Annotated in this window: 15 protein-coding genes and 1 pseudogene; 12 read left to right on the plus strand and 4 right to left on the minus strand. The window is 68.7% G+C overall.

Going from position 1 to position 18,509, the window contains the following annotated elements; all coding sequences use genetic code 11:
- Positions 1–70 precede the first annotated feature (70 nt).
- The 5 genes from ACH4OW_RS29325 to ACH4OW_RS29345 all read left to right on the plus strand — a co-directional run bounded on the left by ACH4OW_RS29325 (position 71) and on the right by ACH4OW_RS29345 (position 7,353).
- Positions 71–1,621 (plus strand): argininosuccinate lyase, encoded by a 1,551-nt coding sequence (locus ACH4OW_RS29325; RefSeq protein ID WP_398030728.1) that lies wholly within the window; start codon positions 71–73, stop codon positions 1,619–1,621.
- Positions 1,618–2,538, plus strand: a complete 921-nt coding sequence (locus ACH4OW_RS29330; protein ID WP_398030730.1) for a kinase — start codon at positions 1,618–1,620, stop codon at positions 2,536–2,538. The genes ACH4OW_RS29325 and ACH4OW_RS29330 overlap by 4 nt, the downstream gene beginning before the upstream one ends.
- 23 nt (positions 2,539–2,561) lie before the next feature.
- Entirely contained in the window at positions 2,562–4,820 is a 2,259-nt protein-coding gene (locus tag ACH4OW_RS29335; protein WP_398030732.1) for a pyridoxal-phosphate dependent enzyme, read from the plus strand.
- A gap of 86 nt (positions 4,821–4,906) precedes the next feature.
- Entirely contained in the window at positions 4,907–6,037 is a 1,131-nt protein-coding gene (locus ACH4OW_RS29340; RefSeq protein ID WP_398030734.1) for a hypothetical protein, read from the plus strand.
- Positions 6,037–7,353, plus strand: coding sequence for an ATP-grasp domain-containing protein (locus tag ACH4OW_RS29345; RefSeq protein ID WP_398030736.1), 1,317 nt, complete (start codon positions 6,037–6,039; stop codon positions 7,351–7,353). The genes ACH4OW_RS29340 and ACH4OW_RS29345 overlap by 1 nt, the downstream gene beginning before the upstream one ends.
- 229 nt (positions 7,354–7,582) lie before the next feature.
- Here the strand turns inward: ACH4OW_RS29345 and ACH4OW_RS29350 are convergent, their stop codons facing one another.
- Complete coding sequence (locus ACH4OW_RS29350) at positions 7,583–8,521, minus strand: alpha/beta hydrolase (protein WP_398030737.1); 939 nt, start codon at positions 8,519–8,521, stop codon at positions 7,583–7,585.
- Between the two features lie 108 nt (positions 8,522–8,629).
- On the opposite strand from ACH4OW_RS29350, the gene ACH4OW_RS29355 reads away from it, so the two are divergent.
- On the plus strand, positions 8,630–9,718 hold the full coding sequence (locus ACH4OW_RS29355) for a GlxA family transcriptional regulator (RefSeq protein ID WP_398030739.1): 1,089 nt from the start codon (positions 8,630–8,632) through the stop codon (positions 9,716–9,718).
- 9 nt (positions 9,719–9,727) lie between these two features.
- A complete protein-coding gene (locus ACH4OW_RS29360; RefSeq protein WP_398030740.1) occupies positions 9,728–10,219 on the plus strand; it encodes a hypothetical protein in 492 nt (163 codons plus the stop codon).
- Between the two features lie 133 nt (positions 10,220–10,352).
- On the opposite strand, the gene ACH4OW_RS29365 is transcribed toward ACH4OW_RS29360, so the two are convergent.
- Positions 10,353–10,625, minus strand: a complete 273-nt coding sequence (locus tag ACH4OW_RS29365; protein ID WP_398030742.1) for a hypothetical protein — start codon at positions 10,623–10,625, stop codon at positions 10,353–10,355.
- 893 nt (positions 10,626–11,518) lie between these two features.
- On the opposite strand from ACH4OW_RS29365, the pseudogene murJ reads away from it, so the two are divergent.
- The 3 genes and pseudogenes from murJ to ACH4OW_RS29380 form a co-directional block, all read left to right on the plus strand.
- A pseudogene (gene murJ / locus ACH4OW_RS29370) lies at positions 11,519–13,159 on the plus strand (murein biosynthesis integral membrane protein MurJ); the annotation flags it as partial.
- Between the two features lie 261 nt (positions 13,160–13,420).
- Positions 13,421–13,798 (plus strand): hypothetical protein, encoded by a 378-nt coding sequence (locus ACH4OW_RS29375; RefSeq protein WP_398030743.1) that lies wholly within the window; start codon positions 13,421–13,423, stop codon positions 13,796–13,798.
- A 496-nt stretch (positions 13,799–14,294) separates the two neighbouring features.
- A complete protein-coding gene (locus ACH4OW_RS29380; protein WP_398030744.1) occupies positions 14,295–15,029 on the plus strand; it encodes a hypothetical protein in 735 nt (244 codons plus the stop codon).
- Between the two features lie 126 nt (positions 15,030–15,155).
- Here ACH4OW_RS29380 and ACH4OW_RS29385 read toward each other — a convergent pair whose 3' ends face one another.
- Positions 15,156–15,506, minus strand: a complete 351-nt coding sequence (locus tag ACH4OW_RS29385) for an SRPBCC family protein (RefSeq protein WP_398030745.1) — start codon at positions 15,504–15,506, stop codon at positions 15,156–15,158.
- A 128-nt stretch (positions 15,507–15,634) separates the two neighbouring features.
- Here ACH4OW_RS29385 and ACH4OW_RS29390 point away from each other — a divergent pair, with 128 nt between their 5' ends.
- Positions 15,635–16,555: a helix-turn-helix domain-containing protein gene (locus tag ACH4OW_RS29390; RefSeq protein WP_398030747.1), complete on the plus strand. Its 921-nt coding sequence runs from the start codon at positions 15,635–15,637 to the stop codon at positions 16,553–16,555.
- A complete protein-coding gene (locus ACH4OW_RS29395) occupies positions 16,536–17,312 on the plus strand; it encodes an alpha/beta fold hydrolase (protein ID WP_398030749.1) in 777 nt (258 codons plus the stop codon). Before ACH4OW_RS29390 ends, ACH4OW_RS29395 begins: the two co-directional genes overlap by 20 nt.
- 68 nt (positions 17,313–17,380) lie before the next feature.
- On the opposite strand, the gene ACH4OW_RS29400 is transcribed toward ACH4OW_RS29395, so the two are convergent.
- Positions 17,381–17,977, minus strand: coding sequence for a hypothetical protein (locus tag ACH4OW_RS29400; protein ID WP_398030792.1), 597 nt, complete (start codon positions 17,975–17,977; stop codon positions 17,381–17,383).
- Positions 17,978–18,509 lie beyond the last annotated feature (532 nt).

Here is an 18,509-nt window from a genome sequence, read left to right on the forward strand (position 1 = left end):
TGGCGGGCCGCCGCCCACCCCCCCTCATGAGCACCCGAAGATCCCTCTCCTGAGAAACCGGAGCAAGAGAATGACTCCCTCCCCTGACCGGTCGCCAGTCGGAGAGGTCGGCCGCCTTACGGGAAGAATCCGTAGCACCCCCAGCCTCCTCCTGCACGAGGAGGTACTGGAACCCCAGTTCCGCTACGAGGCCGCCCACCTGCTGCCCTGGTACATCACGGTCGAAAAAGTCTTTGCCATCGAATACCGGCGGATGGGCCTGATCACCGGCGCGCAGGCCGCCGAGATCGGACGGCTGCTCCACGGAGCGGCGCAGGACGGCATCACGGCCGATCCGCAGGCCAACATGTCCGACATCGCCTTCGCCCTGGAACAGCACGTCGAACGAGGTCTGAGCAAGCCCGTCACCACCTGGCACATCGACCGCAGCCGCAACGACATGCAGTCGACCGCCCAACTCCTCTTCGGCCGCCAACTCCTCCTCGAAGGCGCCGAATCCATCCTGGCCTTCGGGCAGGCCGCGCACCGGCTGGCCACGCTCACCGCGGACCTCCCCATGGTGGGTCAGACACATCTGCAGGCCGCCCAGACCATCACCCCCGGCTACTACTTCGCGGCCGTCTCCCAGCAGATGGTGCACACCTCAAACCGGTTGCTGACGACCTACGACGGCATCAACCTCAGCCCCCTCGGGTCCGGCGCCATGACCGGTCAGGAGCTTGCCTGGGACCGCGACGCCATGGCCGCGCTCCTCGGCTGCCGCGCACCCCAGCCGCACGCCCTCACCGGCGTCGCCTCCCGGGCGTGGGTGCTGGAGATCGCGGCGGAACTCTCGCTCCTGGGCTCCTCCCTGAGCCGGTTCATCAGCGACGTGATGACCTGGGGAAGCGGCCCCTACGGATACATCACGCTGCCCGACGAACTCTCCGGGATCTCCTCGGCGATGCCGCAGAAAAAGAACTACCCGATCCTGGAACGCATACGAGGCAAGTCGGCGCACTTGAGCGCCTACTACCTCGACATGCTCCTCGCCCAGCGGGCCACACCTTTCACCAACATGGTGGAGGTGTCCAAGGAAGCCGGCGCAAATCTGCTGCCGATGTTCACCACCCTGAACACCACCATGAAACTCTTCACCGCGGTGGTCGAAAACCTGAGCTTCGACGAGCACCGCATGCGCGCCGCCGTCGACCAGGAATTCCTGGGCGGTTTCACCCTCGCCAACCAACTGACCCTGCACGAATCCGTGCCATGGCGCACGGCGCAGGTCATCGCCGGGCGGTACATCCTCGCCGCCCACGCCGCGGGCCTGCCACCGCACCGGATATCGCCCGACCTTCTGCGCACTGCCGCGGCCGAGCACGGCATCACCCTGACGGACCACGAGACCCCGCTCGCCACCGCCTTCAAAAGCGCCGGCGAATTGTACGAGAAGAAGTCCCCGGGGTCGGCACACCCTGACCGGGTACGCGAACTGCTCGAAGAACAGCGTGCGCAATACCAGGAGCTGCACACCGAGTGGTCCGCACGCCGGGACGGCACCCAGGCCGGCCTGGACCGGATCGACGCGCTGCTCGGCTTGGACGGCGGCGTCACCGGCGGGCAAGGGACCGCCGTATGACAACCACCGACAGCGCCGGAGTAATCACCCCGCAGGCCGATGCCTCGATGACCGGCACCGGCAGCGCTCCAGGAACCTTCGGCGAGCTGCTTCAAGGAGCCACCGCTCACGAAGCGCTCGATTTCCTGGTCACTTTCCCGATCGACCGCGGCGCCACAGCGGCCTTCACCACCGACCCCGGACGCACCGACGTCTCGGTCTTTCCCCCGCACAAGCACCGGGCCCGCGGCCTCGCCGAACTGATGCTGCGGGAGTACGGATTCGCCGGCGGGGGACACCTGCACCTGCGAGGAGAACTACCCGAAGGAAAGGGCCTGGCCAGTTCCTCCGCCGACCTGACCGCCACGGCCCGCGCGGTGGCCGACGCGCTGGGCCTCCAGGCCGGCCCCGAGACCGTCGAACATTTCCTCCGGCGGATCGAACCGACCGACGGCGTGATGTATCCCGGGACCGTCTCCTATTACCACCGCGAAGTACGGCTGAAGGAAAGCATCGGTACCTTGCCGCCGCTCACCGTCGTCGGGGTCGAAGAGGGAGGAGTGGTCGACACCATCGAGTTCAACCGGCAGTCCAAGAATTTCTCCCGTGCCGAACGACTCGAATACGAGGACCTGCTCGCCCGGATCACCCACGCCGTGCGCGGCGGCGACCTGGAAGCGGTGGGCGAGGTGGCGACCCGCAGCGCCGTGATGAACGAGCGCCTGCGGCCCAAGAGGCTGTTGCCGCAGATGATCGCCCTCTCCCGCGACATCGACGCGCTCGGCGTCGCCATCGCGCACAGCGGCACCGCACTCGGGCTGCTGATCGACCAATCCGACCCCGAGTACACCCGCAAGGCCGCCGAGGCCCGCGCCCGCGCCACCCGACTGGCCGGCGCCGCCACGCTCTACCACTCCTGCCGCCGGCCGGCTTCCTGACCCTCCCCACAACGGATGTGAACATGCCCTATCAGAGCATCGTGGACGCGATCGGCCACACCCCGCTGGTCAGACTCGCGATGGACCTCCCCAACGCGGTCGAGGTCTACGCCAAACTGGAACTGCAGAACCTGTACGGGATGAAGGACCGGGTCGCACGGCAAGCCATTGCCGAAGCCCGCAGGACCGGCGAACTCGCCGAAGGCGCCCCCATCATCGAAAGCTCCTCGGGCACGATGGCCCTGGGAGTCGCCCTGGTCGGCGCCCGCCTGGGCCACCCCGTACACATCGTCACCGACCCCCGGATCGACCCGACCACTCACGCCAAGCTCCGTGCCCTGGGCTGCCGGGTGCACGTGGTCGAGGCGATGTCGGGTGCGGGCTGGCAGAGCGCGCGGCTGGAAAAGCTCGAAGAACTCATCCGCGACCTGCCAGGCGCCTTCTGGCCGCGCCAGTACAGCAACCCCGACAACCCTGGCGCCTACCGCCTCCTGGCCGACGAACTCCTCACCGACCTCGGTTCCCTGGACATTCTCGTCGGCGCGGTCGGCAGCGGAGGCTCGCTGTCCGGATCGGCCCGCGCACTGCGCCGGTCCCTGCCCGGTCTGCGCGTGGTCGCCGTCGACTGCGTCGGCAGCGTGGTCTTCGGCCAGCCCGACAACCCCAAGCGGCTCCAAGGCGGACTGGGCAACAGCCTCGTACCGGCGAACCTGGACCGTACCCTCGTCGACGAAATCCACTGGCTCAACGACCACGAGGCGTTCGAGGCCACCCGGGCCCTCGCCCGCGAACAGCAGATCTTCGCCGGAAACACCTCCGGCTCGGTCTACCGGGTGCTGCACGACGTGGCCCGCAGGGCGGCCCCGGGCTCCCGCATCGTCGGCATCTTCCCCGACCGGGGCGACCGGTACGCCGACAACGTCTACAGCGACGCCTACTGGACCGAGCGCGACCTGACCGCCCTGCCCGTGGCAGCCGAACCGACCGAGGTCACCCCCGGCACGGAGGTCGCCACCTGGTCCTACGCGGCCGAGGGACTCAAGCCCCAAGAGCCGCGCACCCTCCTCTTCGTGGAGGCCAACACCTCGGGTACGGGTGTCCTGGCCCTCGACCTGGCCCGGCGGCTCGACCTGGTCCCGGTCCTGCTGACCAACGCTCCCGAACGGTACGCGGGCGCACCGGAGACCGGGTGCGAGATCGTGGTGTGCGACACGTCCACGGAAAAGGTGCTCCGGGAGGTGATCAGCGGGCGGTTCCCCCGCAACCGGATCGCCGGCATCACCACGACCAGCGACTTCTACGTACCGGTGGTCTCCAGGCTGGCCGAGTGGCTGGGCCTGCCAGGCAACCCCCCGCAGGCCACGGAAGCCGCCCGCAACAAGGCGACGGCCCGCGAGCTGTTGGCGGCCGCAGGCGTCGGGCAGCCGAGGTTCGCCGTCGTACGCTCCACCGCGCAGGCCGCCGAGGCGATCGACCGGGTCGGCCTGCCCTGCGTGGTCAAGCCCGCCGACGACTCCGGCTCCAACGACGTTCTGCTGTGCCGGTCGCGTACGGAGGTGCTCGCGCACGTGGAGCGCGTACTGTCCGTCGAGACCAACGTCCGGGGCCTGCCGACCGCGCGCACCGCCCTGTTGGAGGAGTACGTCGAGGCGCCCGAGTTCAGCGTCGAGATGTTCACCGACAACGGGGTGCCCGTGTGCATGGGAATCACCGCCAAGACGGTCTCGCCGGGTCCCCACTTCGTCGAACAGCAACACATCTTCCCAGCCCCGCTCGCCGAGGAGGACGCGACCGCGCTGCGCGAGACCGCCGCTGCCGCGCTCACCGCGCTGGGCATCAAGACCGGACCCACACATACCGAGATACGGCTGTCCGAGCGCGGGCCACTCATCGTGGAAGTCAACCCCCGGCTGGCCGGCGGCATGATCCCCGAACTGATCCGGCTCGCGACCGGCGTCGAACTGCTGGAGCAGCAGCTGCGTGCGGCGTGCGGCCTGGCCCCGGAACTGGCCGCCGCCCGGGAAGCCACCGCGGGCATCCGGTTCCTGGCCGCAGACCGCGACGGAGTCCTCGCCTCGATCGACGGTGCGGACGAGGCCCGGCTCGTTCCCGGCATCGAGCGCGTACAGCTCACCGCCGCGGCAGGCAGGACGGTACGGGCGCCACAGAACGCGTACGACCGGCTCGGCTACGTCATCGCCGAGGGGGACATGGCGCACAGCGTGGTCAAGAGCCTGCACGAGGCCGTACGCCAGTTGACCGTACGGGTGGTCGAGTCATGACGGCCGGACCGGGGCCCGACACACATCGACTTCCGAGGAGACCCGTGCCACAGGAAACCCCTTCGCCCACCGACATATCGGCTTCCATGGAAGAACTGCGACGGGAGTACGTCGAGCGGTTCCCCGGCTGGACCCAACAGCTGATCACCCTCTTCGCCGGCAAGGCCGCGCCCGGCCAGAAGGCCCCGGCATGGATCACACCGCCACTGGTCAACTGGTTTCTGACGCTCATTCAGCTGGCGGCCGCCGTCCTGGGAAGCATCTACGCCGTACGGTTCCTGGGTTGGTACGCCGCCGCCGTCCTCCCGGTCACCTGGCTGACAACGGTCAACGCGATCCGCAAACTGCAGGTCACGTGGAGCCATCACGCCGTCCACAAGGAAGTGTCGGGCAACAAGCACATCGACAAAGTGGTCCAGGTGGTCTCCAGTGCCATCAGCCTCACCTCGAACTACGAGGACATCTTCGAAGACCACATCCGCAACCACCACAACCGCAAGGTCTTCACCACGGTCAAGGACCCGGACTCCAGATTCCTGATGTACCTCGGCTTCCGGCCCGGCACCCCCATGGCACAGCTGCGCCGGACGCTGTACCGCACACCGTTCTCGCCCCGGCTGCACCTGCCGTTCATCACGTTCCGTATCCGCACCAACTTCATTACCGCCACCTGGATCAGACGCATCGCCTCCACCGTCTGGGTCGGCGCCCTCGTGCTGCTGGGCGTGCTGATGAACGGTGTCGAATTCACCCTGGCCTTCGTCGTCCCCTGGCTGGTCCTGTTCCACTGGGCGGCCCTGTTCCAGACCATCTCCGAACACCCGTGGATGGCCTTCGACGGAGCCCCGGCCAGCCGCAGCGACTACGTCTCGCGCTGCTGGGCCCGGTTCTGCCTGGAGCCGCTGCCCGCCCGCGGGCTCCCGGCCGCCCGGAGCGCACTCCTCTGGGCCCGATGGCTGGCGAAGATGCTGTTCATCCAGACACCCGCCCGGTTCGGAGTCCTGGTCTCCGACCTCCCGGCCCACGATCTGCACCATGTCGTCCCGGCCGACCACGCGTGGCACTATGCGTTCTGGCACCGGCAGGCGCACATCGACGACGCACACGAGAGCCGCATGGACCAGCGCGAACTCAGCCTCACCGGCGCCGTCGAGTACGTCCTGGCCGGCATCAGCCTCTCACCGCTGGCCGCCTCCTCCCCAGGGGGAGATGCCTGATGACCTTTCAGCAGCTCGTGACCGTACCGCGGCACGAGCACAAGGAGACACCGATGCCCCACCCCAACACCCCTCCGGCCACGCGCAAGCGGCTGCTGGTGATCGAGCCGATGTCCTCCGGGCTCACCCTGCTCGGCGCGGCCCGCGACCTCGGCCTGGAAACCGTGGTCTTCTCCCACGACGCGGCCGACCGCGTGGTACCCGAAGGGGCCCGGGGCGAGATCGACCTCTTCGTGGCCGTCAACACGAACGACCCGGCCGCGCTGGCCGAGGCCGCCGCCGAAGTGCACGCGCGGACGCCGCTGAGCGGAGTGGTGTCGGGCTCCGAGTTCTACGTGGACGCGGCCGCCCGGCTGGCCCACCTGCTCGGACTCGCCGGCCAGCCCATCGAGACGGCCGAAGCGGTCCGGGACAAGACCCTGATGCGCGCCATGCTGGCCAAGGCGGGAATCCGCATACCCCGCTACGCCGAGGTGCTCACCGCGGCCGACCTCGACGACGCCGCCGAGACCGTCGGCTTCCCGTGCGTCCTCAAGCCCGCCGCCGGATCCGGATCCATCCAGGTCAGCCGCGTCGAGGACAGCGGACAGCTGAAGTCCGCCTACCGCACCCTGGCCGACCACGCCGACTTCGTCTTCGACCAGCCGGAAGACGGCCGCGCCTTGGTCGAGCAGTACCTCGTAGGCCCCGAGTATTCCGTCGAGGGGTACGTGCACCAGGGCCGGGTGACCATCGTCTCCGTCACCCGCAAACTGCTGGGCGCCGAACCGTACTTCGTCGAACTGGGCCACGTGGTACGGGCCGACCTCGCCCCGGATGTCCGGTCGGCGGTCGAGGACTACACCTCGGCCGTCGTGACGTGCCTGGGCATCGCGCTGGGGCCCTTCCACGCGGAACTCCGGCTCACCAACGAGGGGCCCGTCCTGATCGAGGTCGGCGCCCGCCTCGCCGGAGACCGCATCGCCGAGCTGATCACCCTGGCCACGGGCGTCTCCCTGCGCCATGTCATGGTCGCCTCGCACGTCGGCCTGGACCCCGAATCGGCCTGGCCCCGTGCGCTCCCCGCGGCGGAGTACGCCGGGGTGCACTTCTTCACCGCCCCCGGCCTCACCACCCTCAACCGGATCGAGGGCCTGGACGCGCTGGAGCGCCACCCCAGCGTCGCCGAGGTGCGCATGTACCTCGGCCCAGGTGACTCCATACCGGCCGCCCGCGACCTGCGCTGCCGCCTCGGACACGTCATCTTCACCGCGGACTCGGCGGACCAGGAGGCCGAACTGCGCGCCTGGGCGGCCGCGACCGCCCGCTTCGCATGAGCCCCGCCCGCCGGCCGGCCCCGGCCCCGAAGGTCGTGTCCCAGTAGCGAAAAGGTCGCGTCCAAGTATCGAAGAAGCACGCACCAGCGGGCCGGGCAGACGAGCCCGGCCCGCTGCTCATTCCTGCCCCCGTGATCACCCCCGGGACCACGAGCCGCCCCCCAGGCTCGAACGCGCCACGAACTCCACCGGGCCCGGCCGGAGAGCGACCCGGAGTGCCCGGAATCCGTCACGGATGGAGGGCATCGCGCAGGGCGCGCACCTGGTCGGTCAGACTGCGCTCGCTGATCCGGGCCTGCGGGAACAGCAGGTCGAACCCGTGCACGGCGCCCGGAACCTGGACCAGCTCGGTGGTGACCCCGGCGGCGCTGAGGCGCGCGGCGTAGTCGCGGCCTTCGTCGCGCAACGGGTCGACCTCCGCCACGGCGACGTAGGCAGGCGGCAGTCCGCCAAGGTCGGCGGCCCGGGACGGTGAGGCGTACGGCGCGGAGTGGCTCTCTTCCGCGTAGTACCGCCAGGCCAGCTCCATCGCGCCCCGGTTCAGGACCGGGGTATCGGTGAACTCCCGCGCCGAACCGCTCGTCAGGCCGCCGTCCACCCCCGGATAGGTCAGCGACTGGAAGACCACGTGCGGCCCTCCGAGGTCCCGGGCACGCAGCACGGTGGAGGCCGCGATGTTCCCGCCGGCACTCCCTCCCGCCACGGCGATACGTTCCGGGTCGCCGCCGACCTGCGCCGCATTGGCGGCGATCCAGGTCAGGGCCGCGTAGGCGTCGTCGGCCGCGGCCGGGTAGGGATGTTCGGGCGCGAGGCGGTAGTCGACGGAGACGACGACGGCCGACACGTCCCGGGCGTACCGCAGGGAGCGCTCCTCCTCGGCCTCGGGGGACCCGTAGGTGAAGGCACCGCCGTGCACGTAGAGGATCATCGGCAGGTCGTGGCGGGTGTCGGGCCGGTAGACGCGCAGCCGCAGTCGCCCTCCGGGGCCAGGTATGAACAGGTCCCGGACCTGCACCCGGTCGTCGACGGGAGTGTCGGGGCGCTCCCGCAGCAGCGCGTACCGCTCGGGCTCGGCGAGGACGGCGTCCAAACCGTATACGGGGAAGACGCCGGTGTCGGCGGTGTCGAGCAGCGTTTGAATCTCGGAATCGACAGCGGGAACGGACATGAGCGGATGCCACCTTTCGGGGGGCGAAGTGCGGAAGTGAACTCAGTTTCTTCCCTTGACGAGCGCTCCAGAAGTGGCCCGAGGGCCACCATCTGCAACTATTGGGCCATGACAGTTGCGGCTCCTCATCACGTGGCGGTCCTCGCCCTCGCACCGGTGGTGGCGTTCGACCTCAGCATCCCGGCCCAGATGCTGGCCGCCGTCGAAACCCGCGCGGGAAGCGCGGCCTACGACGTGCGGACCGTCACGCCGGAAGGCGCCGCGGTACCGACGGTGAACGGGTACGGCGTCACCCCTCAGGGCGACCTGTCCCTGCTGGAGCACGCCGAGACGGTGATCGTCGCGGGGACCCGCTGCCCGGACGTGCTTGAGGACGGCGCGGTGGACCCCCGCGTCGCGGAGGCGTTGCGTGCGGCCCGCGGTCGCCGCGCTCGGCTGGTGTCCCTGTGCACCGGGTCGTTCGTTCTCGCGGGTGCCGGCTTGCTGGAGGGGCGCAGGGCCGCGACACACTGGCGCTACGCGAAGCAGTTCAGGCGGCTCTTCCCCACGGTCGACCTCGACACGAATCCGCTGTACGTCGCCGATCGCGGCATCCTGACCTCGGCCGGCGGCGCGGCGGCCATCGACCTGTGTCTGCACCTGGTCCGGGAGGACCACGGCAGCTCCGTGGCGAACCGAGTGGCCCGCTACAACGTCGTAGCGCCCATGCGGGACGGCGGGCAGGCGCAGTACATCGATCACCCGGTCCGGGAGGACGCGGGGACGTCGACGGTCAAGGCACGCGCGCTGATGACGGAGCACCTGGACCGGCGGCTGTCCCTCAAGGACCTCGCGGCGCACTGCCACATGAGTGTGCGGACGTTCACCAGGCGGTTCAGACAGGAGACTGGACTCTCCCCGGCTGCCTGGCTCACCTCCGCCCGCCTGGAACACGCTCGCTACCTGCTGGAGTCGACAGAACTGCCCGTGGACGACATCGCCGCCAAGGCCGGCCTGGGAAGCGGCACGAACCTACGGCAGCACATGCGGGACAGCCTGGACACCACCCCTTCCGCCTACCGAAGGGCGTTCCGCTCCTCTTCCTCCGCCCTGTCCTCGACCTCGTCGGCAGCCACCGGCATCGGGCTACCGACGGCGCGGAGCGCGCACGGCGGGGCTGGGACGGTGTCTGACGACGAGCACGGGCTGGTGCCTTAGAGTTCACCGGTGATCAAGAATGAGTTTGGGCAGCAACTGGCCGGTCACGGTGATGTCCTGGCCTTCCTGTCGGCTCTGGAAGCCGGCCAGCGGGAATTCGACGAGGCCGGGACAGAGGTGTTGTGCCACCTCAGTAGCCAGTTCGGTGAGGAGCCGGAACTGAGTCCGCAGCTCCGACTCGAACCGATCAGGCACGGCGAGCCAGGCTTCGAGATCAGGCTCGACAACCGCTTCTTTGCCGAGTGCCCGGCCGTGCCCGGCGAGTACAACGAGTTCGGTATGGACGCCAACATCAAGGCGTACGCCTCTCGCTACATCATCAGCACCTCGATGTGGGCAGACCTGCAAGCGCCGGTTGGCCACCTCGATTCCGGTGAACACGACCTCCGCACAACCCACCGCGAAGCGACCACGCTGACCGGCGCCCTCCAGACACTCCGAGAAGAGGTCGACGCACTGTGCGCGTCGGTCTTCGAAACCCCTGGCGTCCTCAACCTGTAGGCGCGGAGCAACCGCCGGTACGCGGCATGACAGGTCAGGTGGGGAAGCAGGAACAGGGGCGAGCGCCGGAGCCGACATGGGAGCACCGCCTCGGCTGGGGACGTTGACCAGCCGCCTGGCAAAACTCTGTGTGTCAGGAGGCCGAGCCCTGGGCAGGGCACTGCCAGTCGGCCACGTCGATCGCGTCGATCGCGTTGCCCTCCTCGTCAGTGAGGTGGAAGCAGTCGCCGTTGACCCACACTGTGACTGCATCGGACCGATGGCCGACCTGGAACGGCTCATCCGCCCGCACCGTTCCGGACCAAGAACCATCCGTCGAAGCCGAGTGAGTGACAACGACGCAGGTCTGTTCCGGCAGGACCTGATGCACCTGCGCCCAGGGCTCCACGACCAGCTCCAGCGGCACCCCACCGCCGTTACTGAGCCGCAGCCGAGCAGCTCTCCCAGCGAACATTCCCGTAGCCCCTTCATAGCTCCCAACGGACGCCCCCGCGCCCAACCGACCTCCTGGCCGGCGTTCACGCGCGATCCTCACACACGCGAGCCCGGCTCTGGCCTTGGCCTTCTCTTCCTGTGAAAGCCGATACGGATTGAGGGTGATCCCCGTCACTTCCCCCCCCGCTCGCTGACCGGCCCAGATACTGGCGGCGTTCGGCCCCTGCGGGGTACCGGACGGCTTTGGACCGCTCACCTCGGGCCCTGGTATGGGGGAGGGGCACTGGGCATCGATGTCACCCGGATCGGGTGCCGGGCGTGCCGGGTGCGCCGGGCGTGCCGGGTGCGCCGGGTGCGTCGGACGCCGGTATGCCGTTCCGAGACGAACTTCTGCTGACTGGCTGGCGCTTGACGGTCGGCGCGACGGGCCCGGTCGGCGCTGTACCGTTTGGGATTCCGGATGACCGGACGTGGGCGACGCGGCTGCCTGGAAGCGTCCGTAGCCGTTCGTAGCCGTTCGTCCCGAGCCGTCAGCGGTCCTGCCTTACCAGATTTCACGCCGGGCTGCGACGGGTGCGACTGTTCACCGGTGTTCGACAATCGCGGTCGGCCGGGCTTTTCGTGAGCCTGCCGTTGTCCGTAACGAGGAAGGGAGCGACCATGGGCATGCCGGGTGACGGAGGTCGGCCTCCGAATACAGGGGGCGATCGTGCCGACTGGTTTCGGGAGCCCGAGCGACGCCTCGATTTCGACACCGTGCAACTCGGCGCCGTGAAAGGCCCCCCGGGCACCGGGCAAGCCGCCAGTTCGGTCGACCCTCCGCACAGCCCACCCACGGACGCCCGAATTCACGAGCCGTCCTCGGCGCAAGCCGGTGGCGGCCGTGCCTCCGGTCTTTTGAAATCCAGTGCCGTGATGGCCGCCGGGACGCTGGTGTCCCGGCTCACCGGTTTCCTGCGCAGCCTGGTAATCACCGCAGCCCTGGGCGCCGCGGTGCTGGGTGACGCCTATACCGTTGCCTACACCCTCCCCACCATGATGTACATACTCACGGTCGGCGGTGGGCTCAATTCGGTCTTCGTTCCCCAACTCGTGCGGGCGATGAAGGAAGACGAGGACGGTGGCGAGAAGTATGCCAACCGCCTGCTGACACTCGTCATGGTCACACTCGGCGTGATTGTCGCCGTCGCGGTGTTCGCCGCCCCGTGGCTCGTCCAGCTGATGTCCAACACCATCACCCGTGACGAGGCGGCCAACAGCGTCGCCGTCACCTTCGCCCGCTATTGCCTGCCCACCATCTTCTTCATGGGACTGCACGTCGTGGTGGGGCAGATCCTCAACGCCCGCGGGAAATTCGGGGCCATGATGTGGACGCCCGTACTGAACAATATCGTGGTCATCGCCACGTTCGGATTGTTCATCTGGGTATACGGCACCTCCGGCCAGTCCCACATGGATGTCCGGACCATTCCGCCGGAAGGGGTCCGGCTGCTCGGCGTCGGGACGCTGCTGGGCCTCGTGGTGCAGGCCCTGGCCATGATCCCTTACCTTCGGCAGACCGGCTTCCGGTTCCGTCCCCGCCTCGACTGGAAGGGCCAGGGGCTGGGGCAGACCATCAAACTGGCCAAGTGGACGGTGCTGTTCGTGCTGGCCAATCAAGCAGGTGCGACGGTCGTCACCCAGCTCGCCACCGCCGCCGGGAAGGCGTCCGGCAAGGAAGGCGCGGGGTTCATCGCGTACAGCAACGCACAGTTGATCTGGGGCATGCCACAGGCCATCATCACCGTCTCGCTGATGGCCGCGGTCCTGCCCCGTATCGCCCGGGCGGCCCAGGACAACGACCCGCAAACCGTGCGCGACGACATCTCGCAAGGGCTCCGCACATCAGCGGTCGCCATTGTCCCGGTGGCTTTCGCGTTCCTCGCACTCGGCCTGCCGATCTCGACTCTGCTCTTCTCCGGCGCGAACCTCGAAGCAGCCCACGGCATGGGCCTGATCCTGATGGCCTTCGGACTCGGCCTCATCCCGTATTCCGTGCAGTACGTCATACTGCGCGGCTTCTACGCCTATGAGGACACCAAAACCCCCTTCTACAACACGCTCGTCGTGGCCGGCGTCAATGGTGCCGCATCCGCGGTCTGCTACTTCGTACTCCCGGCTGCCTGGGCAGTCACCGGCATGGCGGCCTCCTACGGGCTCGCCTATGCGGTGGGCGTCGCAGTTGCGTGGGGTCGGCTGCGCAACCGTCTCGGCGGAGACCTGGACGGGCGGCGAATCGCCCGGACGTACGTCCGTCTGTGTATCGCGGCCGTTCCGGCGGCCGTCGCCGGCGCCGCCGCCGCATTCGCGGTCACCCGTGGTCTGGGCGACAACGCCCTCGGCTCGCTCGTCGCGCTGGTCGCCGGCGGTCTCGTATTGCTCGGCATCTTCACCGTCACCGCGAAACGCCTGCGTATCGAGGAACTCAACGCCATGATCGGAATGGTCAGGGGCAGGCTCGGCTGACATTCCGTCGATAATGCTGGACCTCGCTGATCGGAGAAGAATTCCCGGCCCCGACCAGCGAGGGCCTTCCCCCGCGGAGCGAAAAGGCGCAGCTACGGGTCAGCTCGGCAGCACGACAGACACACCCGAGCGCGATGACCACGCCACCCTCCCACAATCGCCCCTGGTCGCGGGCCCAGAAGCGGTGGACCGGCGAAGGCCAATGCAGTTGCCGTAGGGCCCCGGTCTCCTATGTCCCATGCAGCCCGGGAGAATGGCCGCATGACCATATTCCGCTGCGCCAACTGTCAGCAGCCCGTGACCAGCGAAGTGATGGCGGGGGAACCACTGACTGGCCCTGAGCGGCCGCAGGGCCACGAACTCGTTCCACCTCGGATGGCTCCGGGAACCTTCAAGGTCAACTTTGACGGCAGCCTTCTGATCCTTCACCCGGACGACGTTCCCGGAACGGTGCTTCACCCCGATTCGCGGCGTGCCAGTGGTTGCTGCGGACTCGCCGGCCAAGACGGTCCCAACCTCGTCTGCGGCGGATGCGGCGTTGAGGTAGCGACGAAGGAGTCCGACTGCTGGACCGACAACCTCGTGGCACTGATTGCCACCGCAGTGGCTGACGGGCGCAAGGCAGGGGCTGACAACTAGCGCGTATCGAGTCGCGATCTCATGCGGGTCGTCAGTGCAGCGGCAGTCCGGCTCCAGCCCACCGGCACTGCTTGGGCAGACCGCCTCGCCCCACCCGGCCCTGGATAGGCTCACCGCATGACACAGACGCTTCCGCCCTTGATTGCCGAGGCCACGGCGCTGTCCGTTGCCGGTGCCGGTCTCATCCGGCACGAGGTGGGCCCGGCCCTGGTCGGGGCTGGAGCCGACGCGACCGTTGTCATCGTGACCCCCGGGGACGACCCGGGGGTTCAGTGGCGTCCAGGACTCCACCAAGGTTCTACTGCGCGGGGACATGGGTCCGGCACTGGCTCCCCGGTTCGGGTTCCAAGGCGCCCTGCCCATTCACGTCTTCGCCCGCCTGAACCAGGGCTGCCTCCCCCTCGGCACCGCCCGTTGCAGGGGCAGCGGAGGGTCGCCGACACCGGCTCACCTCAACCACGCCGAACTGCAACTCGATCATCCCCTGAGCCGACCGATGCTGGACGCCGTCCGGCCAGTACCGGCACCCGGGCCGGTGCCCGGGGTGGAGTGGGTCGACCTCGTAAACACGGAACCGATACAGGCTCTGGAGTCGTTCGTCCTCGGCTGGTTCCCTGCCGAGGAGACGGCGCCGGCCGACGCCAGGAGCACGGCGGGCGAACCTGACAGCCTGCCCCTGGCACTGTCCGCCTTTCACCGCTTGGCCGGCCTCCGCCCCGCGATCCACAGGTTCCACGACCCAGTGCTGAGGCATCCCAAACACGCCTCCGGACCGCTCGGCGACCGGCTGGTCTTCGCCGAGTGGGCGGGAGCCTCCATGGACTGGTCCATCCCGTGGTCACCACACGGCCCAGACAAAACAGACCCCTTTGTCTGGCACACCGAAGACCCCGGTAACGACGACGCGGAGCCCATCCTCGAAGAGGAGCCCCTGAGCCGCTTCCTCCTGCAGTTCACCATCTTCGAAGCCTGGCTGGCCGCCCCCTACCACGCGCGGACTTACACCATGCCGACTGCGCGCCTCGACGCGCAGTGGGACAAGCTGCGTCCCGTCCCACTGAGTCCATTCCTGCCGACCTACCAGGGTGAAAAGTTCTATGTGGCCCCGGGACTGCTTGCGGCGCTCAGCAGCGACGAGCACGAGGCGATGGTGAGCTTCGGGGCGCTGCACCGCGGAACCCTGACACCACTGCTCGAACACGGGTTCCGCTGGGTTCGTTTCGACGGATGATGCACAGGGCGGACAGCCAACGGAGGCTCCCTGGTCGACCGCTGCCGGGATGCACCCGGGCCAGAACGTCAGTCCGGCTGTGAAGATGCCGGTCCGGAAGGCTTCCGTCAGCTCGTCGGTGTCGGCTCAGTCGTAGTCGAAGTTCACCGACCAACCGACGAACGTCTCGCCAGCGGCGGTGACAGGCACAACCCACATGGTGGCTCGGTAGGACTGCACTGGGTACGGAGAGCTGACGATGCCGTACGTCAGGGACCGCGTGTGGTCGTCCAGTGTCAGGAGGGACTCCACCACGGTTTGCCCGTCAGCCATGGATAGAGTGCGGATGCAACCGACGCGGTCAGGTGCTTCTGCGTCCGCCAGGACGCAGCCTGCAACAGCCGGCTGCCAGGCGGCCAAACCACCGAAGTCGCGGACCACGCGCCACACCGTGGTAGCCCAGGCCGCGATGACAGCGCTGGCGAATGCTTCGGGCATGGCAGGACTCCGGCACTGAGGGGGAGAGGCTGGCGGGTAGGCGTCGTAGTGGCTTCCTCGGCTTGCCTGACCCGGGTGGGTGCAGCGCACCCACGCCCCGGCGTCCTTCCGCGATTAGCGTGACCGTCATGGACAGCGAGAACGAACTCGGTGATTACCTGCGCGCCCGTCGAGCGGCGGTCGCGCCGGCGGATGTCGGACTGCCGGACGACGGGCCACGGCGGGTGCCGGGGTTGCGGCGTGATGAAGTGGCGCTGCTGGCCGGGATGAGTACGGACTACTACATCCGGCTGGAGCAGGGCCGCGAGCGGCACCCGTCCGAGCAGGTACTGCGGGCGATCGCCGGGGCACTGCGGCTGGACGACGCGGCAGCCACTCATCTCTTCCGTTTGGGCCTGTCCGTCTTCGGGAAGGCGGCTGCCGCGACAACCGTCGCTCCGGAGTTGCTGCGGCTGATGAACGGCATGCGCGATGTGCCGGCCTTCGTGGTCGGTGCGGCGCAGGACGTGCTGGCGGCCAACGCGATGGCGCGTGAGCTGTACCGCGGCTTCGCCCGGTACGACAACCTGCTGCGGATGATCTTCCTCGATCCCTTCGCGCGCGAGTTCTACGCCGACTGGGACCGCGCGGCGCGTATCGCGGTGGGCAACCTGCGGGCGTCCTCCTCGCAGTTCCCGCGGGACGAGCGGATCGAGCGGGTCGTCGGCGAATTGAGCGTGCGCAGTCCCGCTTTTGCGGACCTGTGGGCGTGCTATGAGGTCCGTCCCCGTACGCACGAGGACAAGCACTTCCGGCACCCACGGGTGGGGGAGCTGCGTCTGCACTTCGAGGCGCTCGCCGTCACCAGTGCCCCCGGACAGCACCTGTCCGTTTACAGCGCGGACCCCGGCAGCGCTAGCGCCGACGCCCTGGATCTGCTCGGCCGGCTGTCCGAGCAGGAAGTGGTGTTAAGGGGCCAGGTGACTCCCGCAGAGGAAGAAGAATCCCGATCTCCCGATCCCCTGTCCCCACCAAGAAAAGATGCTTGTCATGCTGCTTCCCTCAGATGAGGCGGGCCGAGGCCGCCCCGTCGTCCTGCTGCATGCCCGCCCCACCGACCGCACCATGTGGGGCGCGCACCTTCCCCGCCTCGCCGATGCGGGCATGCGGGCCATAGCCCTGGACCTGCCCGGCCACGGCGGCGCACTCGTACCCGCCGATCGCGAGACAGCCCCCTGGAGGGATGTGCTCGACACGCTCGACCGCCTCGGGGCCGACCGGTTCGTCCTGGCTGGGAACTCCCTCGGCGCCCTCGTGGCGCTCCAGACAGCCGTCACGGCACCCGAGCGGGTCGAGGGCCTGGTGCTCGTCGGGTACCGGCCCCACGACCAGCCCGCCTCCCCACGTCTGCAAGCCGCCTGGGACGCCGAAAGGACGGCGCTCGCTACCGGCGACCTGGACGCAGCGGTGACAGCCGGCGTCGAGGCGTGGACCTCGGCTGGCGCGACCGACGAAGTGCGAGCTCACGCAGCCCGTATGCTCCGCGGCCAGCTCACCGAACAGCTCGCACACGGCGAGCTGCTACTGGCCGCGGACCCGCTCGGCGAAGGAACGGCAGCGCTGCGCACACTGACTGCTCCCGCTCTGGTTGGCGTCGGCGAACACGACATGCCTGACTTCTTCATTGGTGGTGAGGGGCTGGCTCGCGACCTCGACACAGGCCAGACCGTGGTCATCCCCGCCGCAGGGCACCTCGCACCGCTGGAACAGCCCGCGGCGTTCTGCACCCTGCTACTGGACTTCATCCGCCGACTCCCGGAGCGGTAGCGCTGAACGCTGCACACGCACCCCCGAGTACGGAGACCTCTGCACCAGTGGAGCCGGGGCAGTCGGCGTCAGGTCGTAGGCATGGCGGCGGCAGGGAGGTGAACCTCCAGCACGACTGCGGTGCCGGCCACGGTCCGGTCCTCGTGCATGTTGATCCGTTGGCCGGAAGTGACGTGCGTCCAGTGAGAGGGGGTGAGGGGAACGAGGCGGACAGTGGCTCGGCCGCCGGGCTCCAGAGAGGGCGTGCCCTCGACCCAGAGCCCGGCGATGCTCACCGCAGTGTCCCCGGTCGGCGAGAGGTTCCCGACGTCCCACATGGGACGCAAGACGCCGTGACCGGCAATTGGTGTCTTGCGTCGTGCCTCCGTAGCTGATCTGAGCGTCAGGTCGGCCCGGATCATCCCGTTTCGGATTTCGGAACAGCGCCAGTGGCACCAAGTCGCGCTCCGCTCAAGACGGAGTTGCTCAGCCGCCTCGGCGAGCTGCTCCCAGAACGCCAACGGCAACGGATGCCCGTTCCCGAACTCCTCCAGCAGGCTCAGAGCTATCTGCCATTCATCGTGGGCGAGGTAGTCCCAGACATCTCGCACCGTGATGTCGTTTTCCGTAGCGATTCCTTCCGGAACCAGGAGGGAAGCCGATTCGAGCAGGTGGGTGACGTCCATGCGGTAATTATCGGCCATGCCGGCCTCGTCCAGGAGGAGGACGAGGACGAGGACGAAGACCGCAGGCCGTGAGTACGTGGCGCTGAGGTTTCGGTCTTGTCGGCGGGCCGGGGTCCCGGGACTGGAACCAGAGTCGACGAGGGCCATGGCCGCGAGCTGCACGGCGGCCGCGGACAGGGCGGTCGCCGCGTTGTGGCCGTTGATGCCGTCGATGTCGTTGATGATCAGCTCGCCGTGGGCGGCGGCGTCGGCGAAGGTGTGCAGCTGGATGCCGGGGTGCTCGGCGAGGAAGTCCTTGAGGGGCTCGGTGTCCATCAGGTCCGGTTTGGTGCGGGTGAGGGTGGCCTCGGGGGTGCGGGTGCCGACGTGGACCTCGTGGCCGAGTTCGGCCAGCTTGACGATGTGGGCGCGGGCACCCCCTCCCGTACCGAGAACAGCGATTTGCATGAAATAGACCGACCCGCGGCGGCGGGGGGGGGGGCGGGGGCCGGGGCCGGCCCGCCCGAGGCCGCCCCCGGGGGGGGGGGGGGCG

Source organism: Streptomyces sp. NPDC017056 (genome assembly GCF_044332485.1).
Lineage (GTDB): Bacteria > Actinomycetota > Actinomycetes > Streptomycetales > Streptomycetaceae > Streptomyces.